Below are 20,809 nucleotides of genomic sequence, written 5' to 3'. Positions count from 1 at the left end.
CGCCGGGACGGGCCCCGGGTCAGCTCGCGAGGCCCACCACCAGCCAGATGAAGGCCGCGCCGGCGATCGTGCACAGCACGGTCGAGCGGGCGGGGTGTTCGTGGTGGGCCTCGGGCAGGATCTCGGCGGCCGCCAGGTAGAGCAGCGCGCCGCCGAAGAAGCCGAGATAGCCGCCGAGCAGTTGCTCCGGGATGGTGACGAAGGACGTCGAGGCCGCGCCCACCATTGGTGCGGCCGCGTCCGCGAACAGCATGAACAGGGCCCTGCGGCGGGCGTTCCCGTACAGGCTGGTGATCGTGTACGTGTTGAAGCCGTCGGCGAAGTCGTGGGCGATCACCGCCAGCGCCACGGCGACGCCCATGCCGCCGCCGACCTGGAAGGCCGCGCCGATCGCCACGCCGTCCATGGCGCTGTGGCCGACCATCGCCGAGGCCGCCGTCAGACCGACCTCGGGGGCTCTGCCGTTGTGCTCCTCGGCGCCGTGTGCGGCCTGGCGGACCGCGAGCAGGCGTTCCACCAGATGGGCCAGCAGGAAGCCCGCCACGAACAGCAGGAGTGCGGCGGGGACGCCGAAGACCTCCGTGCCCGCCGCCTGAAGGGCCTCCGGCAGCAGGTCCAGGCCGACCACGCCCAGCATCAGGCCGCCGGCCAGGCCCAGCACCAGGTGACGGCGGTCGGTCACGCGTTGCGCCGTCCAGCCGCCGGCCAGCGTCATGAGGAACGCGCCGAGCGCGACGAAGACCGCCATAGGCCCTTCGTATCCGATCAACCCCCGGCCGCGCACATCCGGCCACTTCCCTGACCTCCGTCACGCCCCGTTACGACCCGCTTTGAGAGGAATCGAACCCATGGCCGATGCCCCCACCGGCAAGGTGACCTTCGTCGGTGCCGGCCCCGGCGCCGCCGATCTGCTGACGTTTCGTGCCGCACGCGCCATCGCCGAGGCCGACGTCGTGATCTGGGCCGCGAGCCTGGTCCAGGCGGAGGTTCTCGAGCACGCGCGCGAGGGTGCGGAGATCCTCGACTCGGCGACGATGTCCCTGGAGGACGTGGTCGCCGTGTACGAGCGGGCCCGAGCCGAGGGTCTGCGCGTGGCCCGTATCCACTCCGGCGATCCCGCCCTGTGGGGCGGTACGCAGGAGCAGCTCGACCGGTGCGACGAAATCGGCATCGACACCGAGATCGTGCCCGGCGTCTCCTCCTTCTCCGCCGTCGCCGCGCTCGCCCGGCGCGAGCTGACGATCCCCGAGGTCGCGCAGTCCGTGGTGCTGACCCGGCTCGGCGGCGGCAAGACGCCGATGCCGCCCGGCGAGGAGGTGCGCGAGTTCGCCAAGCACGGCACGACGATGGCGATCTTCCTGTCGGCGGCCCGCAGCGGGCAGCTGGTGCGGGAGCTGCTGGAGGGCGGTTATCCGGCGGGCACCCCGGTCGTCATCGCCCACCAGGCGACCTGGCCGGAGGAGCTGGTCGTGAAGTGCACGATCGAGACGCTGGAGGAGACGGTCAAGGAGCACAAGCTCTGGAAGCACACCCTGTTCCTGGTCGGCCCGGCCCTCGACGCGCACGGCACCCGCTCGCATCTGTACCACCCGGGTCACTTCCACGGTCACCGCAAGGCCGACCCGGAGGCCCGCCGGGCCCTGCGCGAGCGGGGTGCCCGTACATGAGTCCCTCGAGTCGCCTGATCACGGTGGTCGGTACCGGGACGGGCCAGGGGACGGGTGCGCCGGTTGCCTCCGACGTGGTGTCCGGCGCCGAGCTCGTCGTCGGCGGGCGGCGGCACCTCGACGCCGTGCCGCTGCCCGCGACCGCCGACCGGATCGTCCTCGGACCGCTCGCGCCGGCCCTGGACGCCATCGAGGAGTACGTCGGCAAGGACCGGCGGGTGGTCGTGCTGGCCTCCGGCGATCCCGGGTTCTTCGGGATCGTGCGGGCGCTGGCCGAGCGGTTCGGGCCGGACCGGCTGGACGTGCGGCCCGGGGTGTCCTCGGTCGCCGCAGCCTTCGCCCGCCTCGGGCTGACCTGGGACGACGCCGTCGTCGTCAGCGCCCACGGGCGGGATCCGCGGACCGCCGTCAACGTCTGCCGGGCCCGTCCGAAGGTCGCCGTGCTCACCGGGCCGGGCGCCGGACCCGCCGAACTCGGGGCAGCGCTGCGGCACTGCGCGCGCACCCTGGTGGTGGCCACCGCGCTGGGCGATCCGGAGCGCGAGCGCGTGGAGCGGGTCACGCCGGGCGACGCGGCCGCCCGGGACTGGGGCACGGACGTGAGCGTCGTCCTGAGCCTGGACGAGACTCGGCTGCGGGCCGGGGCGCGGACGGTCGCGGGGCCGGAGGTTCCGCCCGCCGGATGGGCCCTGGACGAGGCTGCGTTCGCCCACCGGGACTCGATGATCACCAAGTTCGAGGTGCGGGCGCTGGCCCTCGCCCGGCTGGGGCCGCGCCTGGGCGACCTGGTGTGGGACATCGGTTCCGGCTCCGGTTCGGTGGCCGTGGAGTGCGCGCGGCTGGGCGCCGCCGTCTCCGCCGTGGAGAAGACCGCCGACGGCGTCGGACGGATCCGCGCCAACGCGCGGGCGCACGGCGTCGACGTGCACGCGGTGCACGGGACTGCGCCGGAGGCACTGGCCGGCCTCGACGACCCGGACGCGGTCTTCGTCGGGGGCGGCGGGCGCGAGCTGCCGGAGATCGTCGGCGTGTGCGCGCGGCGGGCCCGGCGGACCGTGGTCGTCGCGATGGCCGCCCTGGACCGGGTGCCTGCGGTGCGGAGCGCGCTGACGGACGCCGGGTTCGGCTGCGACGGCGTGCTGTTGCAGTCGTCGCGGCTGGCACCGCTGCCGGGGGATGTGACCCGGCTCGCGGCGACCAACCCCGTCTTCCTGCTGTGGGGGACCCGAACCCCCGTCGGCTCAAACCCCCTTGACCGAAAAGGAGTTGCTCTGTGATCGGCCTCATTTCCGCCACCGCGGCGGGGGCGGCGGCACGCGACCGGCTGGCCGCGGCGTGGCCGGAGCGCACGCGCGCCTACGACGGACCCGTCGGGGACGCCGTACGGCGGGCGTTCGCGGAGTGCGAGCAGCTCGTGTGCTTCCTGGCGACGGGAGCCGTCGTCCGGCTCGTCGCGCCGCTGCTCGGCGACAAGGCCTCCGACCCGGGTGTGGTGTGCGTCGACGAGGCCGGGCGGTTCGCCGTGTCGCTGGTCGGCGGGCACGGCGGCGGCGCCAACGAGCTCGCCCGCGAAGTCGGCGAGTTGCTGGGTGCCGAGCCGGTGGTGACCACGGCCACGGACGCCGTCGGCATTCCCGGCCTGGACACCCTCGGCCTGCCCGTGGAGGGCGATGTGGCCGGCGTGACACGGGCCCTGCTCGACGGGGAGCCGGTCGCGCTGGACGCCGAGGTGGCGTGGCCGCTGCCGCCGCTGCCGTTCGCCGAGCGGGGCACGCACACCGTCCGGCTGACGGACCGTGCGCTCGAACCCGCCGACGGCGAGGTGCTGTTGCGGCCGCCGTCCCTCGTCGTCGGCGTCGGCGCCTCCAAGGGCGCCCCGGTCGAGGAGGTGCTCGCTCTGGTCGAGGGCGCGTTGCGGGACGCCGGGCTGTCCCCGCGTAGCGTCGCCGCGCTCGCCACGGTGGACGCCAAGCGCGAGGAACCCGGCATCGTCGAGGCCGCCGCGCGGCTCGGGGTGCCCGTGGTGACGTACTCCGCCGAGGAGTTGGCCGCCATCGAGGTCCCGAACCCCTCCGACGCGCCGCTCGTCGCCGTCGGCACGCCCTCCGTCGCGGAGGCGGCCGCACTGGCCGACGGGGGTGAACTCCTCGTGCCCAAGCGGAAGTCGGAGCGCCCGGACGGGCAGCCCGCGATGGCGACCTGCGCCGTCGCACGGCGGCCGGGACGCGGGCGGCTCGCGGTCGTGGGGCTCGGGCCCGGTGCGCGGGACCTGCTCACCCCGCGCGCGAAGGATGAGCTGCGGCGGGCCTCGGTGCTCGTGGGGCTCGACCAGTACGTCGACCAGATCCGCGACCTGCTGCGGCCCGGCACCCGGATCCTCGCGTCGGGGCTCGGGGCCGAGGAGGAGCGGGCCCGCACGGCAGTCGCCGAGGCCCGGCGCGGGCAGGCGGTCGCGCTGATCGGCAGCGGGGACGCGGGCGTGTACGCCATGGCCTCCCCCGCGCTCGCCGAGGCGTCCGACGACATCGACGTGGTCGGGGTGCCCGGTGTGACCGCCGCGCTCGCGGCCGGAGCGATCCTCGGTGCGCCGCTCGGCCACGACCATGTGTCGATCAGCCTGTCCGACCTGCACACGCCGTGGGAGGTCATCGAGCGGCGGGTACGGGCGGCGGCCGAGGCGGACCTCGTCGTCACGTTCTACAACCCGCGTTCCCGGGGCCGCGACTGGCAGCTGCCCAAGGCGCTGTCGATCCTCGCCGAGCACCGGGAGCCGACGACGCCGGTGGGCGTCGTCCGCAACGCCTCGCGGCCGGACGGCAGCAGCCGGCTGACCACGCTCGCGGAGCTCGACCCGGCGTGGGTCGACATGATGACGGTCGTGACCGTCGGCAACACGGCGACCCGGGACATCGCGGGGCGCATGGTGACGCCGCGCGGCTACCGCTGGCAGGAGAGCCCGCGGAACGCACAGGAGCAGCAGGAGCAGGAGCAGGGGGTGGCGCGGTGAATCCCGCGGCCCGTGTGGTCCACCCCATCGAGCAGGAGTCCTACCGGCGACTGCGCGCCCGCCTGGACACCTCGCACTTCCCGCCGCTGACGCGGGCGGTGGTGGAGCGGGTCATCCACTCCGCCGCCGATCTCGACTACGCGAGCGATCTCGTCATGGACGAGGGCGAGTTGGCGACGGCGCACGCGGCGCTGCACGCCGGGGCGCCCGTCGTCGTGGACGTGGCGATGGTCGCGGCCGGGATCACCCGCCGCGACACCGTCTGCCGGCTCGGGGACGCCGAGTCCGGGCCGGGGCTGACCCGTTCGGCGCATGCGATACGGCTCGCGTACGAGCAGGTCGGGCCGGGCGCCCTCTGGGTGATCGGCAACGCGCCGACCGCGCTGGAGGAGCTGCTGACCCTGGACGCCGACCCGGTGCTCGTCATCGGCCTGCCCGTGGGCTTCGTCGGCGCGGTCGAGTCCAAGGCCGCGCTCCGCGAGAGCGGGCTGCCCGCGGTCAGCAACGTGTCCGAGAAGGGCGGGTCGGCGGTCGCCTCGGCCGCGCTCAACGCCCTGCTGTACCACCCTGCTTCACAACAGCTTCCACAATCTGTTTCACAGCCCCTTGCACACCACGTTTCACCGTCCGTTCCGCAGTCCGAGGAGACATCGTGACCACCGTGCCACCCGCCCTGCTCATCGCCGGCCATGGCACCCGGGACGATGCCGGGGCCGAGGCGTTCCGTGACTTCGTACGGGAGTTGGGGCGCCGCCACCCCGAACTGCCCGTCGCGGGCGGCTTCATCGAGCTGTCCCCGCCGCCGCTGGGCGACGCGGTCACGGAACTGGTGGAGCGCGGCGTACGCCGGTTCGCCGCCGTGCCGCTGATGCTGGTGTCCGCCGGGCACGCCAAGGGCGACATCCCGGCGGCCCTGTCCCGCGAGAAGGAACGCCACCCGGGGATCTCCTACACGTACGGCCGTCCGCTGGGCCCGCACCCGGCGCTGCTGAACGTGCTGGAGCGGCGACTGAACGAGGCCCTCGGCACCACGGGGCGTACCCCCGAGGACCTGGCCGATGTCACCGTCCTGCTGGTCGGCCGCGGCTCGACGGACCCGGACGCCAACGCCGAGGTGTACAAGGCGGCCCGGCTGCTGTGGGAGGGCCGCGGGTACGCGGGCGTGGAGACGGCGTTCGTGTCGCTGGCCGCGCCGGACGTGCCCAGCGGCCTCGACCGGTGCGTGAAGCTCGGCGCCAAGCGGATCGTCGTCCTGCCGTACTTCCTGTTCACCGGGATCCTGCCGGACCGGGTGCGGCACCAGAGCGAGGGCTGGGCGGCCGCGCACCCCGAGGTCGACGTGCGCGCGGCGGACGTCATCGGTCCCGAGCCGGAGCTGCTCGACCTGGTGATGGAGCGGTACGAGGAGGCCGTCAAGGGCGATCTGCGGATGAACTGCGACTCGTGCGTGTACCGGATCGCGCTGCCGGGATTCGAGGACAAGGTGGGGCTGCCGCAGCAGCCGCACTTCCACCCGGACGACGACGACCACCACCACGACGGGCACGGGCGCCCTCATCACGGAGGGCACACGCACTCCCATGCACACTGACGGGCACGGGCACGATCTGCGCCACCACGGGGACGCGGAGGTTCGCGACGACGGCTCGGCGCTCGTCGACCTCGCCGTGAACGTCCGCGCGGACACGCCGCCGCGCTGGCTGCGGGAGCGCATCGCCGCATCCCTGACGGGCCTCGCGGCCTACCCGGACGGCCGGGCCGCGCGGGCGGCGGTCGCGGCCCGGCACGGGCTGCCGGTGGAGCGGGTGCTGCTGACGGCGGGCGCGGCGGAGGCGTTCGTCCTCCTCGCGCGGGCCCTGAAGGTCCGTCACGCCGCCGTCGTGCACCCGCAGTTCACGGAGCCGGAGGCGGCGCTGCGGGACGCCGGGCACGGCGTGCACCGGGTGGTGCTGCGCGAGCGGGACGGCTTCCGGCTGGATCCGGCGGCCGTTCCCGAGGACGCCGACCTGGTGGTGATCGGCAATCCGACGAACCCGACGTCGGTGCTGCACCCGGCAAAGACGCTTGCCGGGCTGGCGCGGCCCGGACGGACGCTGGTGGTCGACGAGGCGTTCATGGACGCGGTGCCCGGCGAGCGGGAGGCGCTCGCCGGGCGAACGGACGTGCCCGGCCTGGTGGTGCTGCGCAGCCTGACGAAGACGTGGGGGCTGGCCGGACTCCGGATCGGCTACGTCCTCGCCGCCCCCGAGACGATCGCCGACCTGGAACGGGCGCAGCCGCTGTGGCCGGTGTCCACGCCGGCGCTGGCTGCGGCGCAGGCGTGCATGGGCGCCCAGGCACTCGCGGAGGCCGCGCACGCCGCCCATCGCATCGCCGCGGACCGCACCCATCTCGTGGCCGGACTGGAGGAGTTCGCCGCCGACGGGGTGAGCGTCGTGGGGCCCGCCGACGGTCCCTTCGTCCTCGTACGACTGCCCCGGGCCGCCGCCGTCCGCGGGCGGCTGCGCACCCTGGGGTTCGCGGTCCGGCGCGGGGACACCTTCCCGGGGCTGGACGCGGAGTGGCTGCGTCTTGCGGTACGGGACCGGGCGACGGTGAACCGTTTCCTCCAGGCACTGGACCAGGCGCTGGCCCTGACCCGGGAGTGAGGGCGGGGCGCGGACACCTGGGGGACGTCCGTGTCCGTACCCCGCGCCTTTCCGGTCAGCCGCGGCGGCGGGCCAGCGCCACCGCTCCCCCGCCGGCGAGCAGCAGCGCCACGGCGCCGCCCGCGAGGTACGGGGTCGTCGAACTGCCCCCGGTCTGCGCAAGGTCCGCCTGTGCGGGCGCGCCCTGCGCCTTCACGTCACCGGCCGGGGCGCCGCCCGACTCGGCGGACTGGTCCTGCCCCTGCTCCTGCCCCTGTCCCGCTTGCTGCCCCTGTCCCTGCTCCTGCCCCTCTTCCTGTCGCGGTGCGGCGGGTGTCTCGCAGGTGGCCTCGGCGAGGGTCACAGTGCCGGTGACGTGGGCGACGTTGAGGTTCGACGGGTTGATGGAGACGGTGAGTTCGAGGGCGGTGGCGGCTGCCGTGCGGGTCGTCGTCTCGCGCTTGGACAGGTCCAGGCGGACCTCGCCCACACCCGGCACCTTCACGTCCGTCGTGCCGCCCGTGCTCACCGACGCCTTCTTGCCCAGGACCGTCACCGAGCCGAGCAGGTTGGCGGCGGCGACCGGGGACTTGCCGGCCTCGCAGGTCGCCTTCGAGGTGACCGCGCCGACCTCGATGAGGGAGAGCAGCGGGAGCCCGGGGATGTGCAGCTTGGCGTGCGCGAGGCGGGTGGCGGCCTCGGCCGACGCGCCGTCGACCGTCGCCCTGGCCTCGGCGACGTCCGCGCGCAGGACGCTGAAGGGCTTTCCGCCGTCGACGCCGTTCAACTCGGCGGTGAGCGCGGTCTTCTCGGCGCTCTGCGGGGCCCGCACCTCGTTGAGGGAGACGGCGAGGGGGACGTCGACGGTCTTGTCGAGCAGGGCCACGTCGAGGCCGGTGCGCAGGACGGTCGCGCTCGCCCGGCCCTGGTCGCCGCTCGCGTGGGCGGGGCCCGCGCCGGTCAGGGCCGCGGGACCTGCGGCCAGGGCCGTGGCCGCCACGACGGTGGCGACGCGACGGGCGCGTGCGGACATGCGGAAGGTGTTGCCGTTCAAGGGTGGGACCCCCAGAAGAGACGCTTCGGGACCCCGCAAGAATTACGTACGAGGGGTGAACGGTCAGCGGGCTGACGCGAGTTCACTCCAACGTGAGTTTTCCGTGCGCATCTTCGAATCCATCGGCACGTACGTTCTCCACAACCCCCCGCGCGACGTCCCCCTCACTCCCCCTCGCTCCCCCTCGCCCCCGCCCCGCTCCCCCCTCACGTCCCTGTCGTGCCACGCGCCGTGCTCAGCTCACCACCGTCCCGTTCAGCACCACCCGGCGCGGCGCCGCCAGCACCCGTACGTCCGCGCGCGGGTCCGTGTCGTAGACGACGAGGTCCGCGGGGGCGCCCTCGTCCAGGCCGGGGCGTCCGAGCCACGCGCGTGCGCCCCAGGTCGTCGCCGAGAGCGCCTGGATCGGCGGGATGCCCGCCGTGACCAGTTCGGCGACCTCCGCGGCCACCAGACCGTGCGGCAGGGTGCCGCCGGCGTCCGTGCCGACGAAGACCGGGATGCCGGCGTCGTAGGCGTCGCGGACGGTGTCGTAGCGGCGTTCGTGGAGGCCGCGCAGATGGGCCGCCCAGCGCGGGAACTTGGCCTGGCCGCCGGCCGCGAGCTGGGGGAACGTCGCGATGTTCACGAGCGTGGGGACGATCGCCACGCCGCGCTCCACGAACAGCGGGATCAGCTCCTGTGTGAGGCCCGTCGCGTGCTCGATGCAGTCGATGCCCGACTCGACCAGGTCGCGCAGTGAGCTCTCGGCGAAGCAGTGCGCCGTGACCCGCGCGCCCAGGCGATGGGCCTCGGCGATGGCCGCCGCGACCGCGTCCCGGGGCCAACTGGGGGCGAGGTCGCCCACCTCACGGTCGATCCAGTCGCCGACCAGCTTGACCCAGCCGTCGCCGCGCCGGGCCTCCTGGGCGACGTACGCGACCAGGTCGTCGGGCTCGATCTCGTGGGCGTAGCCGCGGATGTAGCGGCGGGTGCGGGCGATGTGCCGGCCCGCCCGGACGATCTTCGGGAGGTCCTCGCGGTCGTCGACCCAGCGGGTGTCGGAGGGCGAGCCGGCGTCACGGATCAGCAGGGTGCCCGCCTCGCGGTCGGTCAGCGCCTGCTTCTCGGCGACGTCCGGCTCGACCGGCCCGTGCGGGCCCAGGCCCACATGGCAGTGCGCGTCGACGAGGCCGGGCAGCGCCCAGCCCTCGACGGTGCGGATGTCGCGGGCGCCGGCGGGACGGTCGTAGGAGATCCGGCCGCCGACCACCCACACCTCGTCACGGACCTGGTCCTCGTCCCGGCCGACGAGGACTCGGCCCTTCACGTGCAGCACCGTGCGATCGCTCATGTACAGCACCCTAGTGAGCTACTTCTCCGGGCCGCCCACCTGGTCCGAGGTCTCCTCCTCCACCTGCGCCATCGCCGGGTCGAGGAGGCGGGAGAGGAAGTGGCGGGTGCGCTCGTGGCTCGGGTTGCCGATGACGTCGGCCGGGGCGCCGTCCTCCACGATCACACCGCCGTCCATGAAGACGACCCGGTCGGCGACCTCGCGGGCGAAGGTCATCTCGTGGGTCACCACCATCATCGTCATGCCCTCGTTCGCGAGCATGCGCATGACGGCGAGGACGTCCCCCACGAGCTCCGGGTCGAGCGCCGACGTCGGCTCGTCGAACAGCATCACCTCGGGGCCCATGGCGAGGGCGCGGGCGATCGCGACGCGCTGCTGCTGGCCGCCGGAGAGGGAGGCGGGGTAGGCCGTCGCCTTCTCCGACAGCCCCACCCGCTCCAGGTTCTCGGCGGCCACCTTCGCCGCCTCCGCCTTGCCGCGCCCGAGCACGCGGCGCTGCGGCAGCGTGAGGTTCTCGGTCACCGACAGGTGCGGGAAGAGGTTGAACTGCTGGAAGACCATGCCGATACGACGGCGTACGGCGTCGATGTCGACGTCGGGGTCGGTGAGCTCGGTGCCGCCGACGAAGACCTGGCCCTTGGTCGGCTCCTCCAGCAGGTTCACGCAGCGCAGCAGCGTCGACTTCCCCGAGCCGGACGGGCCGATCACGCAGACGACCTCGCCCTGGCCGATCTCCAGGTCGATGCCGCGCAGCACCTCGTTGTCGCCGAAGGACTTGTGCAGAGCGCGTACGTCGATCTCGGTTCGGCTCATTTCACGGCCTCCTGGGCCTTCGCCTCCATACGGCGCACGACGAAGCCGAGCGGGATGGTCACCAGCAGATAGCAGAGGCCGGCGACCAGGATCGGCGTGGAGTTGGCCTTCTCGCTGGCGAGGTCACGGCCGAACTTGGACAGTTCGCGTTCCTCCAGGGTCACGCCCAGCAGCAGGACCAGGGAGGAGTCCTTGAAGAGGATCACGAGCTCGTTGGTGAGCGGCGGCAGGATGATGCGGAACGCCTGCGGGATGATGATGGAGATCATGGCCCGCGCGGGCGAGAAGCCCAGCGACCGGGCCGCCTCCATCTGCCCCTTGGGCACCGCCTGGATGCCCGCCCGGAAGGTCTCCGCCATGTACGCGGCTCCCACCAGGCCGAGTGCGAGGGCGGCCTTGCCGTAGGTGCCTCCGATGATCTCCGTGCCGGGGAAGGCCAGCGGTACGGCCACGCCGATGAAGACGAAGATCAGCAGGGCGGGCAGCCCACGGAAGATCTCGATGTAGACGCCGGCGACCCACCGGTAAGGGCCGACCGACGACAACCGCATCAGCGCGATGACGAGACCGAGCACCAACCCGAGCGCGAACCCGGACAGCGTGTACAGCACGGTGTTCTTCAGCGCGAGCGTGATGACGTCGGGGAACATCTCCTTGGCGATGTCCCACTGGGCGAACTGGTTCTTCAGCCGGCCCCAGTCGGCGGTGACCGCGAAGACGATCACCGCCGCGACGAACACCGCGTACTGCACGCCACGCGACAGGCTGCGCTTCTGGCGCCGGGTCAGGCCCTTTTTCCTCGGCTGGAGTCGTACGTCCGTATCAGCCATGGGTCAGGAGGCCGAGGCCGAAGGAGAGGCCGAGGCTGCGGAGGACGCGGCGGGGGACGCGGCCGACGCGTCGTAGGGGCCGATCCACTGCTCGTACAGCTTCTTGTAGGTGCCGTCGGCCTTCGCGTCCGCCAGCGCCTTGTTGACGGCGGCCAGCAGCTTGGCGTTGCCCTTCTTCACCGTGAAGCCGTACTGCTCACCGGTGTTGAGGTTGTCGACGACCTTGAAGGCGTCGGCGTTGGCCTTGTCCTTCAGCCACCCCTGGACGACCGGGTAGTCGATGACGACGGCCTTCACCTGGCCGGTGCGCAGACCGTTGAGGACGGCGTCGGAGGACTCGAAGGAGACCGGGTCGAAGCCCTGCTTCTGGGCGTACGCCTCGCCGGTGGTCTGCGCCTGGGCGCCGAGCTTGAGGCCCTTGGACTTGACGTCGGCGAGCGAGGTGACGCCCGCGCCCTTGTCGACCAGGACGGCCTGGGTGGCGTCGAAGTAGGGGTCGGAGAAGTCGACGTTCTTCTTGCGCTCCTCGGTGATGGTCATGCCGGCCGCGGCCACGTCGCACTGGCCGGAGTTCAGGAAGGCGCCCGTCTTGAAGTTCTCGAACGGTGTGTCGACGATCTCCTGCTTCACGCCCAGGTCCTTGGCGACCAGGTCGATCAGGGACACGTCGAAGCCCTGCACCTTGCCGTCGATCTCCGACTGGAAGGGCGGGTAGGGCAGGTGGGTGCAGGTGGTGAGCTGGCCCGCCTTGACGAGCTCGACCCCGCCGGCGGCGGTCTTGGAGCCGCTGCCACCGTCGTCGGTGGAGGTGCAGGCAGCTACGAGCATCAGCCCGGCCGTCGCGGTGACGGCGGCCTGGAGGCGGATCCGGCGCCGGGGGAGGGTGATCACGGCGGGCCTTCCTGTAAGGGAACTATGGGTTCCGATTATAAGGAGAAGTTTGGGTGCCTCAAAACAATCCGATGGTTACAGGGCCGCCCGACCTAAGAACTCGGCAGTGGAGAGGGCAAGGCGGGTGCCGGTTACCCTCGTCACCTCTACCCCGTGAGTGAAGAGAGCACCCCCGTGACCCACCCGTTCCTGGATCTCGCCCCGCTGAGCGCCGCGCACTTCGCCTCGATCGAGGACCGGATGGCCCGGCTGCTGGACACCCGGCAGGACGTCGTGATCATGCAGGGCGAGGCGCTGCTGCCGCTGGAGGGCGCGATCCGGGCCACGGCCGGCCCGGGCACCACGGCCCTCAACGTGATCACCGGCCCGTACGGGCAGACCTTCGGCGACTGGCTGCGGGACTGCGGCGCGAGGGTGATCGACCTGGCGGTGCCCTTCCACACGGCGGTGACGGCCGCGCAGATCCGGGAGGCGCTCACCGAGCACCCGGAGATCGACTTCGTCTCCCTGGTGCACGCGGAGGCGGCGACCGGCAACACCAACCCGGTCGCGGAGATCGGCGAGGTGGTGCGGGAGCACGGCGCGCTGTTCTACCTGGACGCGGTCGCCTCGATCGGCGCGGAGCCGGTGCTGCCGGACGCATGGGGCGTGGACCTGTGCGTGATCGGCGCACAGAAGGCGATGGGCGGCCCGGCGGGCGTGTCTGCGGTGTCGGTGAGCGAGCGGGCGTGGGCCCGGATGTCCGCGAACCCGAAGGCCCCGCGCCGCTCCTACCTGTCCCTGCTGGACTGGAAGCAGCGCTGGATCGACGGCGGCCGCACGACCCTGCTGCACGCCCCGGCCCAGCTGGAGATGCTGGCCCTTCAGGCCTGCGTCGAACGGATCGAGACGGAGGGCCTGGCGACGGTGATGGCCCGCCACGCCTTCGCCGCGTCGGCCACCCGCGCGGGCGCGCTGGCACTGGGCGGCGGCCTCGAGCCCTATGTGTACGACGCGACGGAGGCGGCCCCGGTCGCCACGACGCTGCGCGTCCCGTCGGGCGTGGTGGCGTCGGAACTGGTGGCCCGGGCCCTGGCGAGCGACCCGGCGCTCCCGCTGGCCGCGGGCGGCGGCGCCCTGGCCAAGGAGATGATCCGGGTCAACCACTACGGGGGCGACGCGACCGTGGACGTGGTGCGGGCGTGCCTGACGGCACTGGGCACCGCGCTGGCGGAGAACGGGCTGACCGTGGATCCGGAAGGGGCCCGGCGGGGCGCCGAGGCCGCCTGGCGGTAGGCGCGGGTTCCACCCCCGCGGGGGCCCGACACCCCGCTCGCCGGCCGGGCGTTGTCAGTGGCCCCTGCACTCGCCGCATGACTGCCGACACGCCGCGAACCCTGCCCGACGGCCGCCCCGTCCCGCTCCTGACCGGTGATGAACTCCCCATGCTGGAGAGTCGGCTGGCGTTTCACCGCGCCGCGCTCGGGTTGAAGTGCGCGGGACTGGACGACGCGCAGGTGCGGCAGCAGGCCGCCGCGCCGTCCGAGTTGACCTTGCTCGGACTGGTTCAGCATCTCGCCGAGGTCCAACGCAACCGGTTCCAGCGGGCGTTCGCCGGGCTGGAGGCGCCACCGGTCTTCGAGGAGGAGAGCGGGTACGCCCTGGATGCCGCGCGGGGGATCGACGAGGCGCCGGCGGTCTGGCGGCGGGAGATCGCGCGGGGGCGCGATCATCCACATGATCGAGGAGTACGCCCGGCACAACGGGCACGCGGACATTCTCCGGGAGCGTATCGACGCGGTTACCGGAGCCTGAATCCACCGGCGACGAAGCGGTGATTCGGGAATTCTCCCCGAGTTTTGCGGGAGTTTCTTTGCGAGGATGGCTTTCCTGAGTCTTCTGCCCGGATTCGCTGTGGCTAAACACAGGGAATTTCCAGCTGATTACGACCGCGTGACGCATCGCACAACAGGTGCGATATGCGCGGTTTGCGGGGGTGAATAAGGGATGTATCGGTCAACTGTCCATGCAGCATCACGGAATCACCACGCCCCCTCCATGCGTTATTGAATTTCCCTGGGTAAGTTCAATCCGCATGACTGCCGCACAAGCAGACCTACGTATCGACAGTCCGTCGGTGGCGGACGGGGCCGCGCTCTGGCGTATCGCAAAGGAATCCGGAACGCTCGATCTGAACTCCTCCTACAGCTATCTGCTGTGGTGCCGCGACTTCGCCGCCACCTCGGCGGTGGTGCGGGCGGAGGACGGGGACGGCGGCGAACCGGTCGGGTTCGTCACCGGGTACGTACGGCCCGAGGACCCGGGGACCCTGCTGGTCTGGCAGGTTGCGGTCGACGCCGCGTACCGCGGTCACGGCCTCGCCGCCGCGCTGCTCGACGGACTGACCGCGCGGGTCGCCGCCGAACGGCCGCTCACCACCGTCGAGACCACGATCACGCCCGGCAACACCGCGTCCGAGCGGCTGTTCACCTCGTTCGCCGACCGGCACGGTGCGGCCGTCACCCGCGAGGTGCTGTTCGGCGCCGGGCTGTTCCCCGACGGCCCGCACGACCCCGAAGTGCTCTACCGCATCGGGCCCCTCTCCCCCAGGACCCTGTGACCGGCCCCCTCCCCACTCCCCCACGGCTTTCCCCCACCCCTTTCCCCACGCCCTCTCTCCTTCTCACCCCCACACCAAGGAGTGTTTCGTCGTGACCATCACCCAGCCCGACCTCAGTGTCTTCGAGACCCTCGAGTCCGAGGTGCGCAGCTACTGCCGCGGCTGGCCCGCCGTCTTCGACCGTGCGCAGGGCAGCCGTATGTACGACGAGGACGGCCACCGGTACCTGGACTTCTTCGCCGGCGCCGGGTCACTGAACTACGGCCATAACAACCCCGTACTGAAACGGGCGTTGGTCGACTACCTGATGCGGGACGGCGTCACGCACGGGCTCGACATGTCCACCGTCGCCAAGCGGGCCTTCCTGCAGACCTTCCAGGATCTGGTGCTGCGCCCGCGCGACCTGCACTACAAGGTGATGTTCCCGGGCCCGACCGGCACCAACGCCGTGGAGTCCGCGCTGAAGCTGGCGCGGAAGGTGAAGGGGCGCGAGGCCATCGTGTCGTTCACCAACGCCTTCCACGGGATGTCGCTCGGCTCACTCGCCGTGACCGGCAACGCCTTCAAGCGGGCCGGGGCCGGGATCCCGCTGGTGCACGGCACGCCCATGCCGTTCGACAACTACTTCGAGGGGACCGTCCCGGACTTCCTCTGGTTCGAGCGGCTCCTGGAGGACCAGGGGTCCGGGCTGAACAAGCCCGCCGCCGTGATCGTCGAGACCGTGCAGGGCGAGGGCGGCATCAACGTCGCGCGCCCGGAGTGGCTGCGGGCGCTGAAGGAGCTGTGCGAACGGCAGGACATGCTGCTGATCGTCGACGACATCCAGATGGGATGCGGGCGCACGGGGGCCTTCTTCTCCTTCGAGGAGGCCGGGGTCACACCCGACATCGTCACCCTGTCCAAGTCCATCAGCGGATACGGGCTGCCCATGTCGCTGTGCCTGTTCAGGCCCGAGTTGGACATCTGGGAGCCGGGCGAGCACAACGGCACCTTCCGCGGCAACAACCCGGCGTTCGTCACCGCCACGGCGGCCCTGGAGACGTACTGGGCCGACGGGTCCGCGATGGAGAAGCAGACCCGGGCGCGGGGCGAGCAGATCGAGCAGGCACTCATCTCGATCACCGAGGAGAACCTCGCCGACGTCAGGGAGTACCGGGGCCGTGGACTCGTGTGGGGTCTGGAGTTCCACGAGAAGGCGCGGGCCGGGCGGGTCGCACAACGCGCCTTCGAACTCGGGCTGCTGATCGAGACGTCGGGCCCGGAGAGCGAGGTCGTCAAGCTGCTGCCGGCCCTGACCATCACCCCCGAGGAGCTGGACGAGGGCATGAGCGTCGTCGCCCGCGCCGTCCGGGAAACCGTCTGATACCTACGCAAACCATCTGACACTTGCGGAAATCCACCAATCCCGCACACCCACGATCTCCCCGTTCCACCTACCTAGGAGGCATCGCACCACCGTGATCGTCCGTTCGTTCAAGGACATCGAAGGCACCGACCGGCATGTACGGGCGGCGTCCGGCACCTGGGAGAGCAAACGCATCGTCCTCGCCCGGGAACGGGTCGGGTTCTCGCTGCACGAAACGATTCTGTACGCGGGCACCGAGACGTCGATGTGGTACGCGAACCACATCGAGGCCGTCGTCTGCGTCGAGGGCGAGGCCGAGCTGACCGACCACGAGACCGGGCGGACGCACAGCATCACGCCCGGAACCATGTACCTCCTCGACGGACATGAGCGGCACACGCTGCGCGTCAAGGAGGACTTCCGCTGCCTCTGCGTGTTCAACCCGCCCGTGACCGGACGGGAGGACCACGACGAGAACGGCGTCTACCCCCTGCTGACCGAGCCCGAGGAGGTGTGAGCACCGTGACCACGCTCACCGATCTGTATCCCACCCGTGGCACCACCGAGGTGTCCGTGCCCCGCCAGGACCCCGTCGTCTGGGGCTCCCCCGACGCCCCCGGCCCGATCGCGACGGCCGACCTCCAGGCGTACGAACGCGACGGATTCCTCTCCGTCGACCAGCTGATCAGCGACGACGAGGCGGCCGTCTGCCGGCGGGAGCTGGAGCGGCTCGTCGCCGACCCGGAGATCCGCGCCGACGAGCGCTCGATCGTCGAGCCGCGGTCCAAGGAGATCCGGTCCGTCTTCGAGGTGCACAGGCTGAGCCCGGTGTTCGCCGCCCTGGTGCGCGACGAGCGGGTCGTCGGGCGGGCGCGGCAGATCCTCGGCTCGGACGTGTACGTCCACCAGTCGCGGATCAACGTCAAGCCGGGCTTCGGGGCCGGGGGCTTCTACTGGCACTCGGACTTCGAGACCTGGCACGCCGAGGACGGTCTGCCGAACATGCGGACGGTGTCCGTCTCGATCGCGCTGACCGAGAACTACGCCACCAACGGCGGGCTCATGATCATGCCGGGCTCGCACCGGACGTTCCTCGGCTGTGCCGGGGCCACGCCCGAGGACAACTACAAGAAGTCGCTGCAGATGCAGGACGCGGGCACGCCGTCCGACGAGGCGCTGACCGCGATGGCGAGCGACTACGGCATCAAGCTGTTCACCGGGAAGGCCGGTTCGGCGACCTGGTTCGACTGCAACGCCATGCACGGGTCCGGCGACAACATCACGCCGTTCCCGCGCAGCAACGTGTTCGTCGTGTTCAACAGCGTCGAGAACGCGGCGGTGGAGCCGTTCGCGGCTCCGATACGGCGGCCGGAGTTCATCGGAGCAAGGGATTTCACTCCGGTCCGCTGACGACCTCTGCCGACACCCCGGCGGCTGCCGACCCGGGCAGTTGCGGGCCGGCAGTGCAGGCCGGGGTGTCAGCCCGACAGCGCGTCCAGCAGGCGGTCGACGTCGGCGGGTGTGTTGTAGAGGTGGAAGGAGGCGCGCAGGTTGCCGGAGCGGTCGGAGACCTGGATGCCGGCGGCGCCCAACTCGGGCTGCCGGTAGCCCAGTTCTGGCACGGAGACGATCGCGGAGCCGGGCGCGGGAAGCGGCTCGTGACCGAGGGCGGCGAGTCCCGTGCGGAAGCGGTCGGCGAGGGCGCGGTCGTGGGCGCCGATCGCCGTCACGCCGAGTTCCTCGACCAGTTCGAGGGAGCGGCGCAGTCCGGCGTAGGTGAACAGGGCGTGCGTCAGGTCGAACCGCCGTGCCGAGTGGGCGGGTTCGGCCACCGGGCCGTAACAGCTGTCCCAGGGTTCCTCGCCCGCGACCCAGCCCGCGAGGATCGGCGACAGCCCGCCGAAGTCCTCCGGGACCACGAGGAAGGCCGCGCCGTGCGGGCCGAGCAACCACTTGAAGGAGACGGCGGCGGAGAAGTCGTGGGCGTCGGCGTCGGCCGGCAGCCAGCCGGCGGCCTGCGAGAAGTCGACGTAGGTGCGCGCCCCGTGCGCGCGGGCGGCCTCGCGCAGGGCGAGCAGGTCGGCGATCCGGCCGTCGGCGGACTGGGCGGCGCTGACCGCGACCAGCGCCGTGCCGGGGCGGACGGACTCGGCGATCCGCTCCAGCGGCACGGCGCGCACCTTGAGGTCGCCGCGGACGTGGAACGGGTTGAGCACGGAGGTGAAGTCGTCCTCAGCGGTGAGCACTTCGGCGCCCGCGGGAAGCGAGGCGGCGATCACGCCGGTGTGCGCGGCGACCGAGGCGCCCAGCGCCACCCGGGTGACCGGGACGCCGGCCAGCCGGGCGTACGCGGCCCGGCAGGCCTCCACGTCCTCGTGCAGCGGAGTCAGCGGCCTGCCCTCGGCCCGCAGCAGCGCCGCCTCGTGCAGGGCGGCGACGGTACGGGCGGGTAGCAGGCCGTTGCTCGCCGTGTTCAGGTATGTGGTCTTCGGGGTGAACTCGGTGCGGACGAGGCTCTCGAAGGTCTCCATGGGTCCACTGTGGGACCCCCAGCACCCCTCGTCCATTGCCGATTTTTATGTGATTCCACTTAGGACGGCTTATGGATCGCCCCTCACCTGCGGTTTCTCAGTGCTGCGGCACCGCACACCCGTCCGGACCGCAGGCCTGCGCGCCGCCGTCGTCGATCAGCTTCAGCGGGGAGCGGTCGCCCCAGGCCTGGGTGAGGGCCTGGGCGAAGACCTCGGCGGGCTGGGCGCCGGAGACGCCGTAGGCGCGGTCGAGGACGAAGAAGGGCACGCCGTTCGCGCCGAGCTGGGCGGCCTCGCGCTCGTCGGCGCGGACCTCGTCGGCGTAGCGGGCCGGGTCGGCGAGGACCGTGCGGGCGGCGTCGGCGTCGAGACCGGCCTCGACGGCCAGTTCCACGAGCCGCTCCTCGCCCTCGGCGAACAGCGACCGCTCCTCGGCGAAGTTGGCCCGGTAGAGGATCTGGATCAGCTCGTCCTGCCGGCCGTGCTCCTTGGCGAAGTGCAGCAGGCGGTGCATGTCGAAGGTGTTGCCGTGGTCGCGGTCGCGGGTGCGGTAGTCGAGGCCCTCGGCGGCGGCCTGGGCGCCCAGGTTCTCCTCGCCGGCCTGCGCCTGCGCCTCGCTCATGCCGTACTTCTTGGTGAGCATGGCCAGCACGGGCTGGACGTCGCCCTTGGCGCGGCCGGGGTCCAGCTCGAAGGAACGGTGCACCACCTCGACCTGGTCGCGGTGCGGGAAGGCCTCGAGCGCCTTCTCGAAGCGGGCCTTGCCCACGTAGCACCAGGGGCACGCGATGTCCGACCAGATCTCGACCTTCATGTTCTCTCCAGCTCGTACGGGTACGGAGGCTCCCCCCGCCGGGTACGTGAACGTTCAATCAGCGCGCATCATTCCCGGACACGGAGTAGCGCAGAAAGAGATGGTGATCGCCCTGGGCGGGCGGGTTCTGCGGGTCCGGGAACCAGCCCTGACGTGCGTAGAAGGCCTGGGCCCGCCGGTTGTCGACATGCACGTCGAGCACCGCCGTGCGTCGCCCGTCCGCCCGCCACTGCTCCGCGCAGGCCGTGTGCAGGGCCGTGCCGATGCCGCCGCGCCAGTGGTCGGGGTCGACATGGAACTGGAACAGCTTGACGGTGTCCGCCCCCGCCCCCTGGGGCGTACGGAACGAGGCGAGGCCGACGATCCGCCCGCGCTCGACGACGCAGAGCACCTGGCCGTCGGGCCGTTCGATGGCGGTGCGCCAGTTCGCGAGCCAGTCGGTGCCGTCCTGCGGGATCCCGTCGGGGTAGTAGGTCGCCCGGGCTCGGGCGTGCAGGGCGGCGACGGTCTCCGCCTCGGCGGGCACGGCCGTGCGGATCACCCGGCCTCCTGTGACGCGTTCTTCGATCATGCAACCGAGGACGTGCCGGCCCGTTCCCCGGTTCCGGCCCCGGCCGAACCGGGCGCGGGGGGGCGCGCTGGGCGCGGTGACGGGTGCGCTCAGCTTCCGTCTCTCAGGTCGTCCGGCCACTCGGTCCTGAACTCGAGGTGGTCATACGTCACGACGCACCCGTCGCCCATCGGCGACTGCGTCATGAACCCGATGAGGGCCGCGCCGGTCTCCTTCTCCTCGCCGAGCGTGAACAGGCGGACGAAGGTCCAGCGCTTGCCGTCCCGGGAGGCGTGGAAGGCGAAGGCACGACCGGTCCTGCTCACCCGCAGCCAGACCGAACTCCCCTCCACGGTGAAGGAGTTGGCATCGTCGGAGTGCCCCCGGGTGACCACCGTGCAGACGGTCGCCACATCCGGGGAGTACTCCAGACAGAGCTTGGCCCAGGCCCGTTCACCGACATGGACGTACAACGCCCCCGCGTCGAAGGCCCAGTTGAACCCGACGGTGACGCGGGCGATGAGCTGGAAGTCCCCTTCGGGCGCGCCGAGCAGCCGGGGCGCGTCGGCAGCGGGGTCCAGCGCCTCCCCGGTGGGCGGCACGAAGCGGTCCTGCCGAGCCCCGGCCCACCCGATCAACACCCCGTCCTCATACAACCAGTGCCCGTCGGGGCCGTAAGTACGGAGGGCGAAGGGCAGTTCGGGAAGGGAGACATCCATGGCCCGATTATCCAGGGTGGGTGGAGCTG

Annotated in this window: 21 protein-coding genes and 1 pseudogene; 12 read left to right on the top strand and 10 right to left on the bottom strand. The window is 72.0% G+C overall.

The window, feature by feature from the left end; all coding sequences use genetic code 11:
• Positions 1-19 precede the first annotated feature (19 nt).
• The gene (locus ACIBTS_RS19180; protein ID WP_319674106.1) at positions 20-748 is read right to left on the bottom strand and encodes a ZIP family metal transporter; all 729 of its coding nucleotides are present in this window, start codon (positions 746-748) and stop codon (positions 20-22) included.
• 100 nt (positions 749-848) lie between these two features.
• Between ACIBTS_RS19180 and cobM the strand changes: the two genes are divergently transcribed.
• From cobM to cobC, 6 genes are read left to right on the top strand one after another with little or no spacing between them, the layout of a single operon-like run.
• Complete coding sequence (cobM, locus tag ACIBTS_RS19175) at positions 849-1,667, top strand: precorrin-4 C(11)-methyltransferase (RefSeq protein WP_319674105.1); 819 nt, start codon at positions 849-851, stop codon at positions 1,665-1,667.
• A gap of 14 nt (positions 1,668-1,681) precedes the next feature.
• Complete coding sequence (cbiE, locus tag ACIBTS_RS19170) at positions 1,682-2,944, top strand: precorrin-6y C5,15-methyltransferase (decarboxylating) subunit CbiE (RefSeq protein WP_399320809.1); 1,263 nt, start codon at positions 1,682-1,684, stop codon at positions 2,942-2,944.
• On the top strand, positions 2,941-4,674 hold the full coding sequence (gene cobJ, locus ACIBTS_RS19165) for a precorrin-3B C(17)-methyltransferase (protein WP_399320716.1): 1,734 nt from the start codon (positions 2,941-2,943) through the stop codon (positions 4,672-4,674). The genes cbiE and cobJ overlap by 4 nt, the downstream gene beginning before the upstream one ends.
• A complete protein-coding gene (locus ACIBTS_RS19160) occupies positions 4,671-5,330 on the top strand; it encodes a precorrin-8X methylmutase (RefSeq protein WP_399320715.1) in 660 nt (219 codons plus the stop codon). Before cobJ ends, ACIBTS_RS19160 begins: the two co-directional genes overlap by 4 nt.
• Complete coding sequence (locus ACIBTS_RS19155) at positions 5,327-6,265, top strand: sirohydrochlorin chelatase (RefSeq protein ID WP_399320713.1); 939 nt, start codon at positions 5,327-5,329, stop codon at positions 6,263-6,265. Before ACIBTS_RS19160 ends, ACIBTS_RS19155 begins: the two co-directional genes overlap by 4 nt.
• On the top strand, positions 6,255-7,322 hold the full coding sequence (cobC, locus tag ACIBTS_RS19150; protein ID WP_399320711.1) for an Rv2231c family pyridoxal phosphate-dependent protein CobC: 1,068 nt from the start codon (positions 6,255-6,257) through the stop codon (positions 7,320-7,322). The genes ACIBTS_RS19155 and cobC overlap by 11 nt, the downstream gene beginning before the upstream one ends.
• 55 nt (positions 7,323-7,377) lie before the next feature.
• On the opposite strand, the gene ACIBTS_RS19145 is transcribed toward cobC, so the two are convergent.
• From ACIBTS_RS19145 to ACIBTS_RS19125, 5 genes are all read right to left on the bottom strand, one after another.
• The gene (locus ACIBTS_RS19145; protein ID WP_399320709.1) at positions 7,378-8,355 is read right to left on the bottom strand and encodes an SCO1860 family LAETG-anchored protein; all 978 of its coding nucleotides are present in this window, start codon (positions 8,353-8,355) and stop codon (positions 7,378-7,380) included.
• A 235-nt stretch (positions 8,356-8,590) separates the two neighbouring features.
• Positions 8,591-9,688 carry an amidohydrolase family protein gene (locus ACIBTS_RS19140; protein WP_399320708.1) on the bottom strand — a complete coding sequence of 366 codons (1,098 nt, stop codon included), beginning with the start codon at positions 9,686-9,688 and terminating at the stop codon, positions 8,591-8,593.
• A gap of 18 nt (positions 9,689-9,706) precedes the next feature.
• Complete coding sequence (locus ACIBTS_RS19135; RefSeq protein WP_319677036.1) at positions 9,707-10,501, bottom strand: amino acid ABC transporter ATP-binding protein; 795 nt, start codon at positions 10,499-10,501, stop codon at positions 9,707-9,709.
• Positions 10,498-11,331: an amino acid ABC transporter permease gene (locus ACIBTS_RS19130; RefSeq protein WP_399320707.1), complete on the bottom strand. Its 834-nt coding sequence runs from the start codon at positions 11,329-11,331 to the stop codon at positions 10,498-10,500. The genes ACIBTS_RS19135 and ACIBTS_RS19130 overlap by 4 nt, the downstream gene beginning before the upstream one ends.
• 3 nt (positions 11,332-11,334) lie before the next feature.
• Positions 11,335-12,222, bottom strand: coding sequence for a transporter substrate-binding domain-containing protein (locus ACIBTS_RS19125; RefSeq protein ID WP_399320705.1), 888 nt, complete (start codon positions 12,220-12,222; stop codon positions 11,335-11,337).
• Between the two features lie 174 nt (positions 12,223-12,396).
• Here ACIBTS_RS19125 and ACIBTS_RS19120 point away from each other — a divergent pair, with 174 nt between their 5' ends.
• The 6 genes and pseudogenes from ACIBTS_RS19120 to thpD all read left to right on the top strand — a co-directional run bounded on the left by ACIBTS_RS19120 (position 12,397) and on the right by thpD (position 17,576).
• Positions 12,397-13,497: a pyridoxal-phosphate-dependent aminotransferase family protein gene (locus ACIBTS_RS19120; protein WP_399320807.1), complete on the top strand. Its 1,101-nt coding sequence runs from the start codon at positions 12,397-12,399 to the stop codon at positions 13,495-13,497.
• A 77-nt stretch (positions 13,498-13,574) separates the two neighbouring features.
• Positions 13,575-14,016: pseudogene (locus tag ACIBTS_RS19115) on the top strand (DUF664 domain-containing protein).
• A gap of 280 nt (positions 14,017-14,296) precedes the next feature.
• The gene (gene ectA, locus ACIBTS_RS19110) at positions 14,297-14,821 is read left to right on the top strand and encodes a diaminobutyrate acetyltransferase (protein ID WP_399320704.1); all 525 of its coding nucleotides are present in this window, start codon (positions 14,297-14,299) and stop codon (positions 14,819-14,821) included.
• 91 nt (positions 14,822-14,912) lie between these two features.
• Positions 14,913-16,184 (top strand): diaminobutyrate--2-oxoglutarate transaminase, encoded by a 1,272-nt coding sequence (ectB, locus tag ACIBTS_RS19105; protein WP_399320702.1) that lies wholly within the window; start codon positions 14,913-14,915, stop codon positions 16,182-16,184.
• Positions 16,185-16,278: 94 nt separating this feature from the next.
• Positions 16,279-16,683, top strand: coding sequence for an ectoine synthase (locus ACIBTS_RS19100; protein WP_079663136.1), 405 nt, complete (start codon positions 16,279-16,281; stop codon positions 16,681-16,683).
• The gene (thpD, locus tag ACIBTS_RS19095) at positions 16,680-17,576 is read left to right on the top strand and encodes an ectoine hydroxylase (RefSeq protein WP_399320700.1); all 897 of its coding nucleotides are present in this window, start codon (positions 16,680-16,682) and stop codon (positions 17,574-17,576) included. Before ACIBTS_RS19100 ends, thpD begins: the two co-directional genes overlap by 4 nt.
• A 68-nt stretch (positions 17,577-17,644) precedes the next feature.
• On the opposite strand, the gene ACIBTS_RS19090 is transcribed toward thpD, so the two are convergent.
• The 4 genes from ACIBTS_RS19090 to ACIBTS_RS19075 all read right to left on the bottom strand — a co-directional run bounded on the left by ACIBTS_RS19090 (position 17,645) and on the right by ACIBTS_RS19075 (position 20,780).
• Complete coding sequence (locus ACIBTS_RS19090) at positions 17,645-18,697, bottom strand: aminotransferase class V-fold PLP-dependent enzyme (protein WP_399320699.1); 1,053 nt, start codon at positions 18,695-18,697, stop codon at positions 17,645-17,647.
• 97 nt (positions 18,698-18,794) lie between these two features.
• Positions 18,795-19,511: a DsbA family oxidoreductase gene (locus tag ACIBTS_RS19085; RefSeq protein ID WP_319675576.1), complete on the bottom strand. Its 717-nt coding sequence runs from the start codon at positions 19,509-19,511 to the stop codon at positions 18,795-18,797.
• A gap of 58 nt (positions 19,512-19,569) precedes the next feature.
• A complete protein-coding gene (locus ACIBTS_RS19080; RefSeq protein ID WP_319675577.1) occupies positions 19,570-20,082 on the bottom strand; it encodes a GNAT family N-acetyltransferase in 513 nt (170 codons plus the stop codon).
• Positions 20,083-20,171: 89 nt separating this feature from the next.
• Positions 20,172-20,780: a DUF1349 domain-containing protein gene (locus tag ACIBTS_RS19075; protein WP_399320697.1), complete on the bottom strand. Its 609-nt coding sequence runs from the start codon at positions 20,778-20,780 to the stop codon at positions 20,172-20,174.
• Positions 20,781-20,809 lie beyond the last annotated feature (29 nt).

Source organism: Streptomyces sp. NPDC050121 (genome assembly GCF_044460385.1).
In the GTDB taxonomy this organism is placed as follows: domain Bacteria; phylum Actinomycetota; class Actinomycetes; order Streptomycetales; family Streptomycetaceae; genus Streptomyces; species Streptomyces soliscabiei.
Note: the sequence above shows the minus strand (reverse complement) of the source record. Positions and strands in the feature narration are given on the sequence as shown.

What these genes read in the sequence shown, in the direction of transcription:
- ACIBTS_RS19180 (WP_319674106.1), bottom strand. Translation starts at nt 748, where the DNA reads ATGGCGGTCTTCGTCGCGCTCGGCGCGTTCCTCATGACGCTGGCCGGC.
- cobM (WP_319674105.1), top strand. Translation starts at nt 849, where the DNA reads ATGGCCGATGCCCCCACCGGCAAGGTGACCTTCGTCGGTGCCGGCCCC.
- cobC (WP_399320711.1), top strand. Translation starts at nt 6,255, where the DNA reads ATGCACACTGACGGGCACGGGCACGATCTGCGCCACCACGGGGACGCG.
- ACIBTS_RS19140 (WP_399320708.1), bottom strand. Translation starts at nt 9,688, where the DNA reads ATGAGCGATCGCACGGTGCTGCACGTGAAGGGCCGAGTCCTCGTCGGC.
- ACIBTS_RS19135 (WP_319677036.1), bottom strand. Translation starts at nt 10,501, where the DNA reads ATGAGCCGAACCGAGATCGACGTACGCGCTCTGCACAAGTCCTTCGGC.
- ACIBTS_RS19130 (WP_399320707.1), bottom strand. Translation starts at nt 11,331, where the DNA reads ATGGCTGATACGGACGTACGACTCCAGCCGAGGAAAAAGGGCCTGACC.
- ectA (WP_399320704.1), top strand. Translation starts at nt 14,297, where the DNA reads ATGACTGCCGCACAAGCAGACCTACGTATCGACAGTCCGTCGGTGGCG.
- ACIBTS_RS19090 (WP_399320699.1), bottom strand. Translation starts at nt 18,697, where the DNA reads ATGGAGACCTTCGAGAGCCTCGTCCGCACCGAGTTCACCCCGAAGACC.
- ACIBTS_RS19085 (WP_319675576.1), bottom strand. Translation starts at nt 19,511, where the DNA reads ATGAAGGTCGAGATCTGGTCGGACATCGCGTGCCCCTGGTGCTACGTG.
- ACIBTS_RS19080 (WP_319675577.1), bottom strand. Translation starts at nt 20,082, where the DNA reads ATGATCGAAGAACGCGTCACAGGAGGCCGGGTGATCCGCACGGCCGTG.
- ACIBTS_RS19075 (WP_399320697.1), bottom strand. Translation starts at nt 20,780, where the DNA reads ATGGATGTCTCCCTTCCCGAACTGCCCTTCGCCCTCCGTACTTACGGC.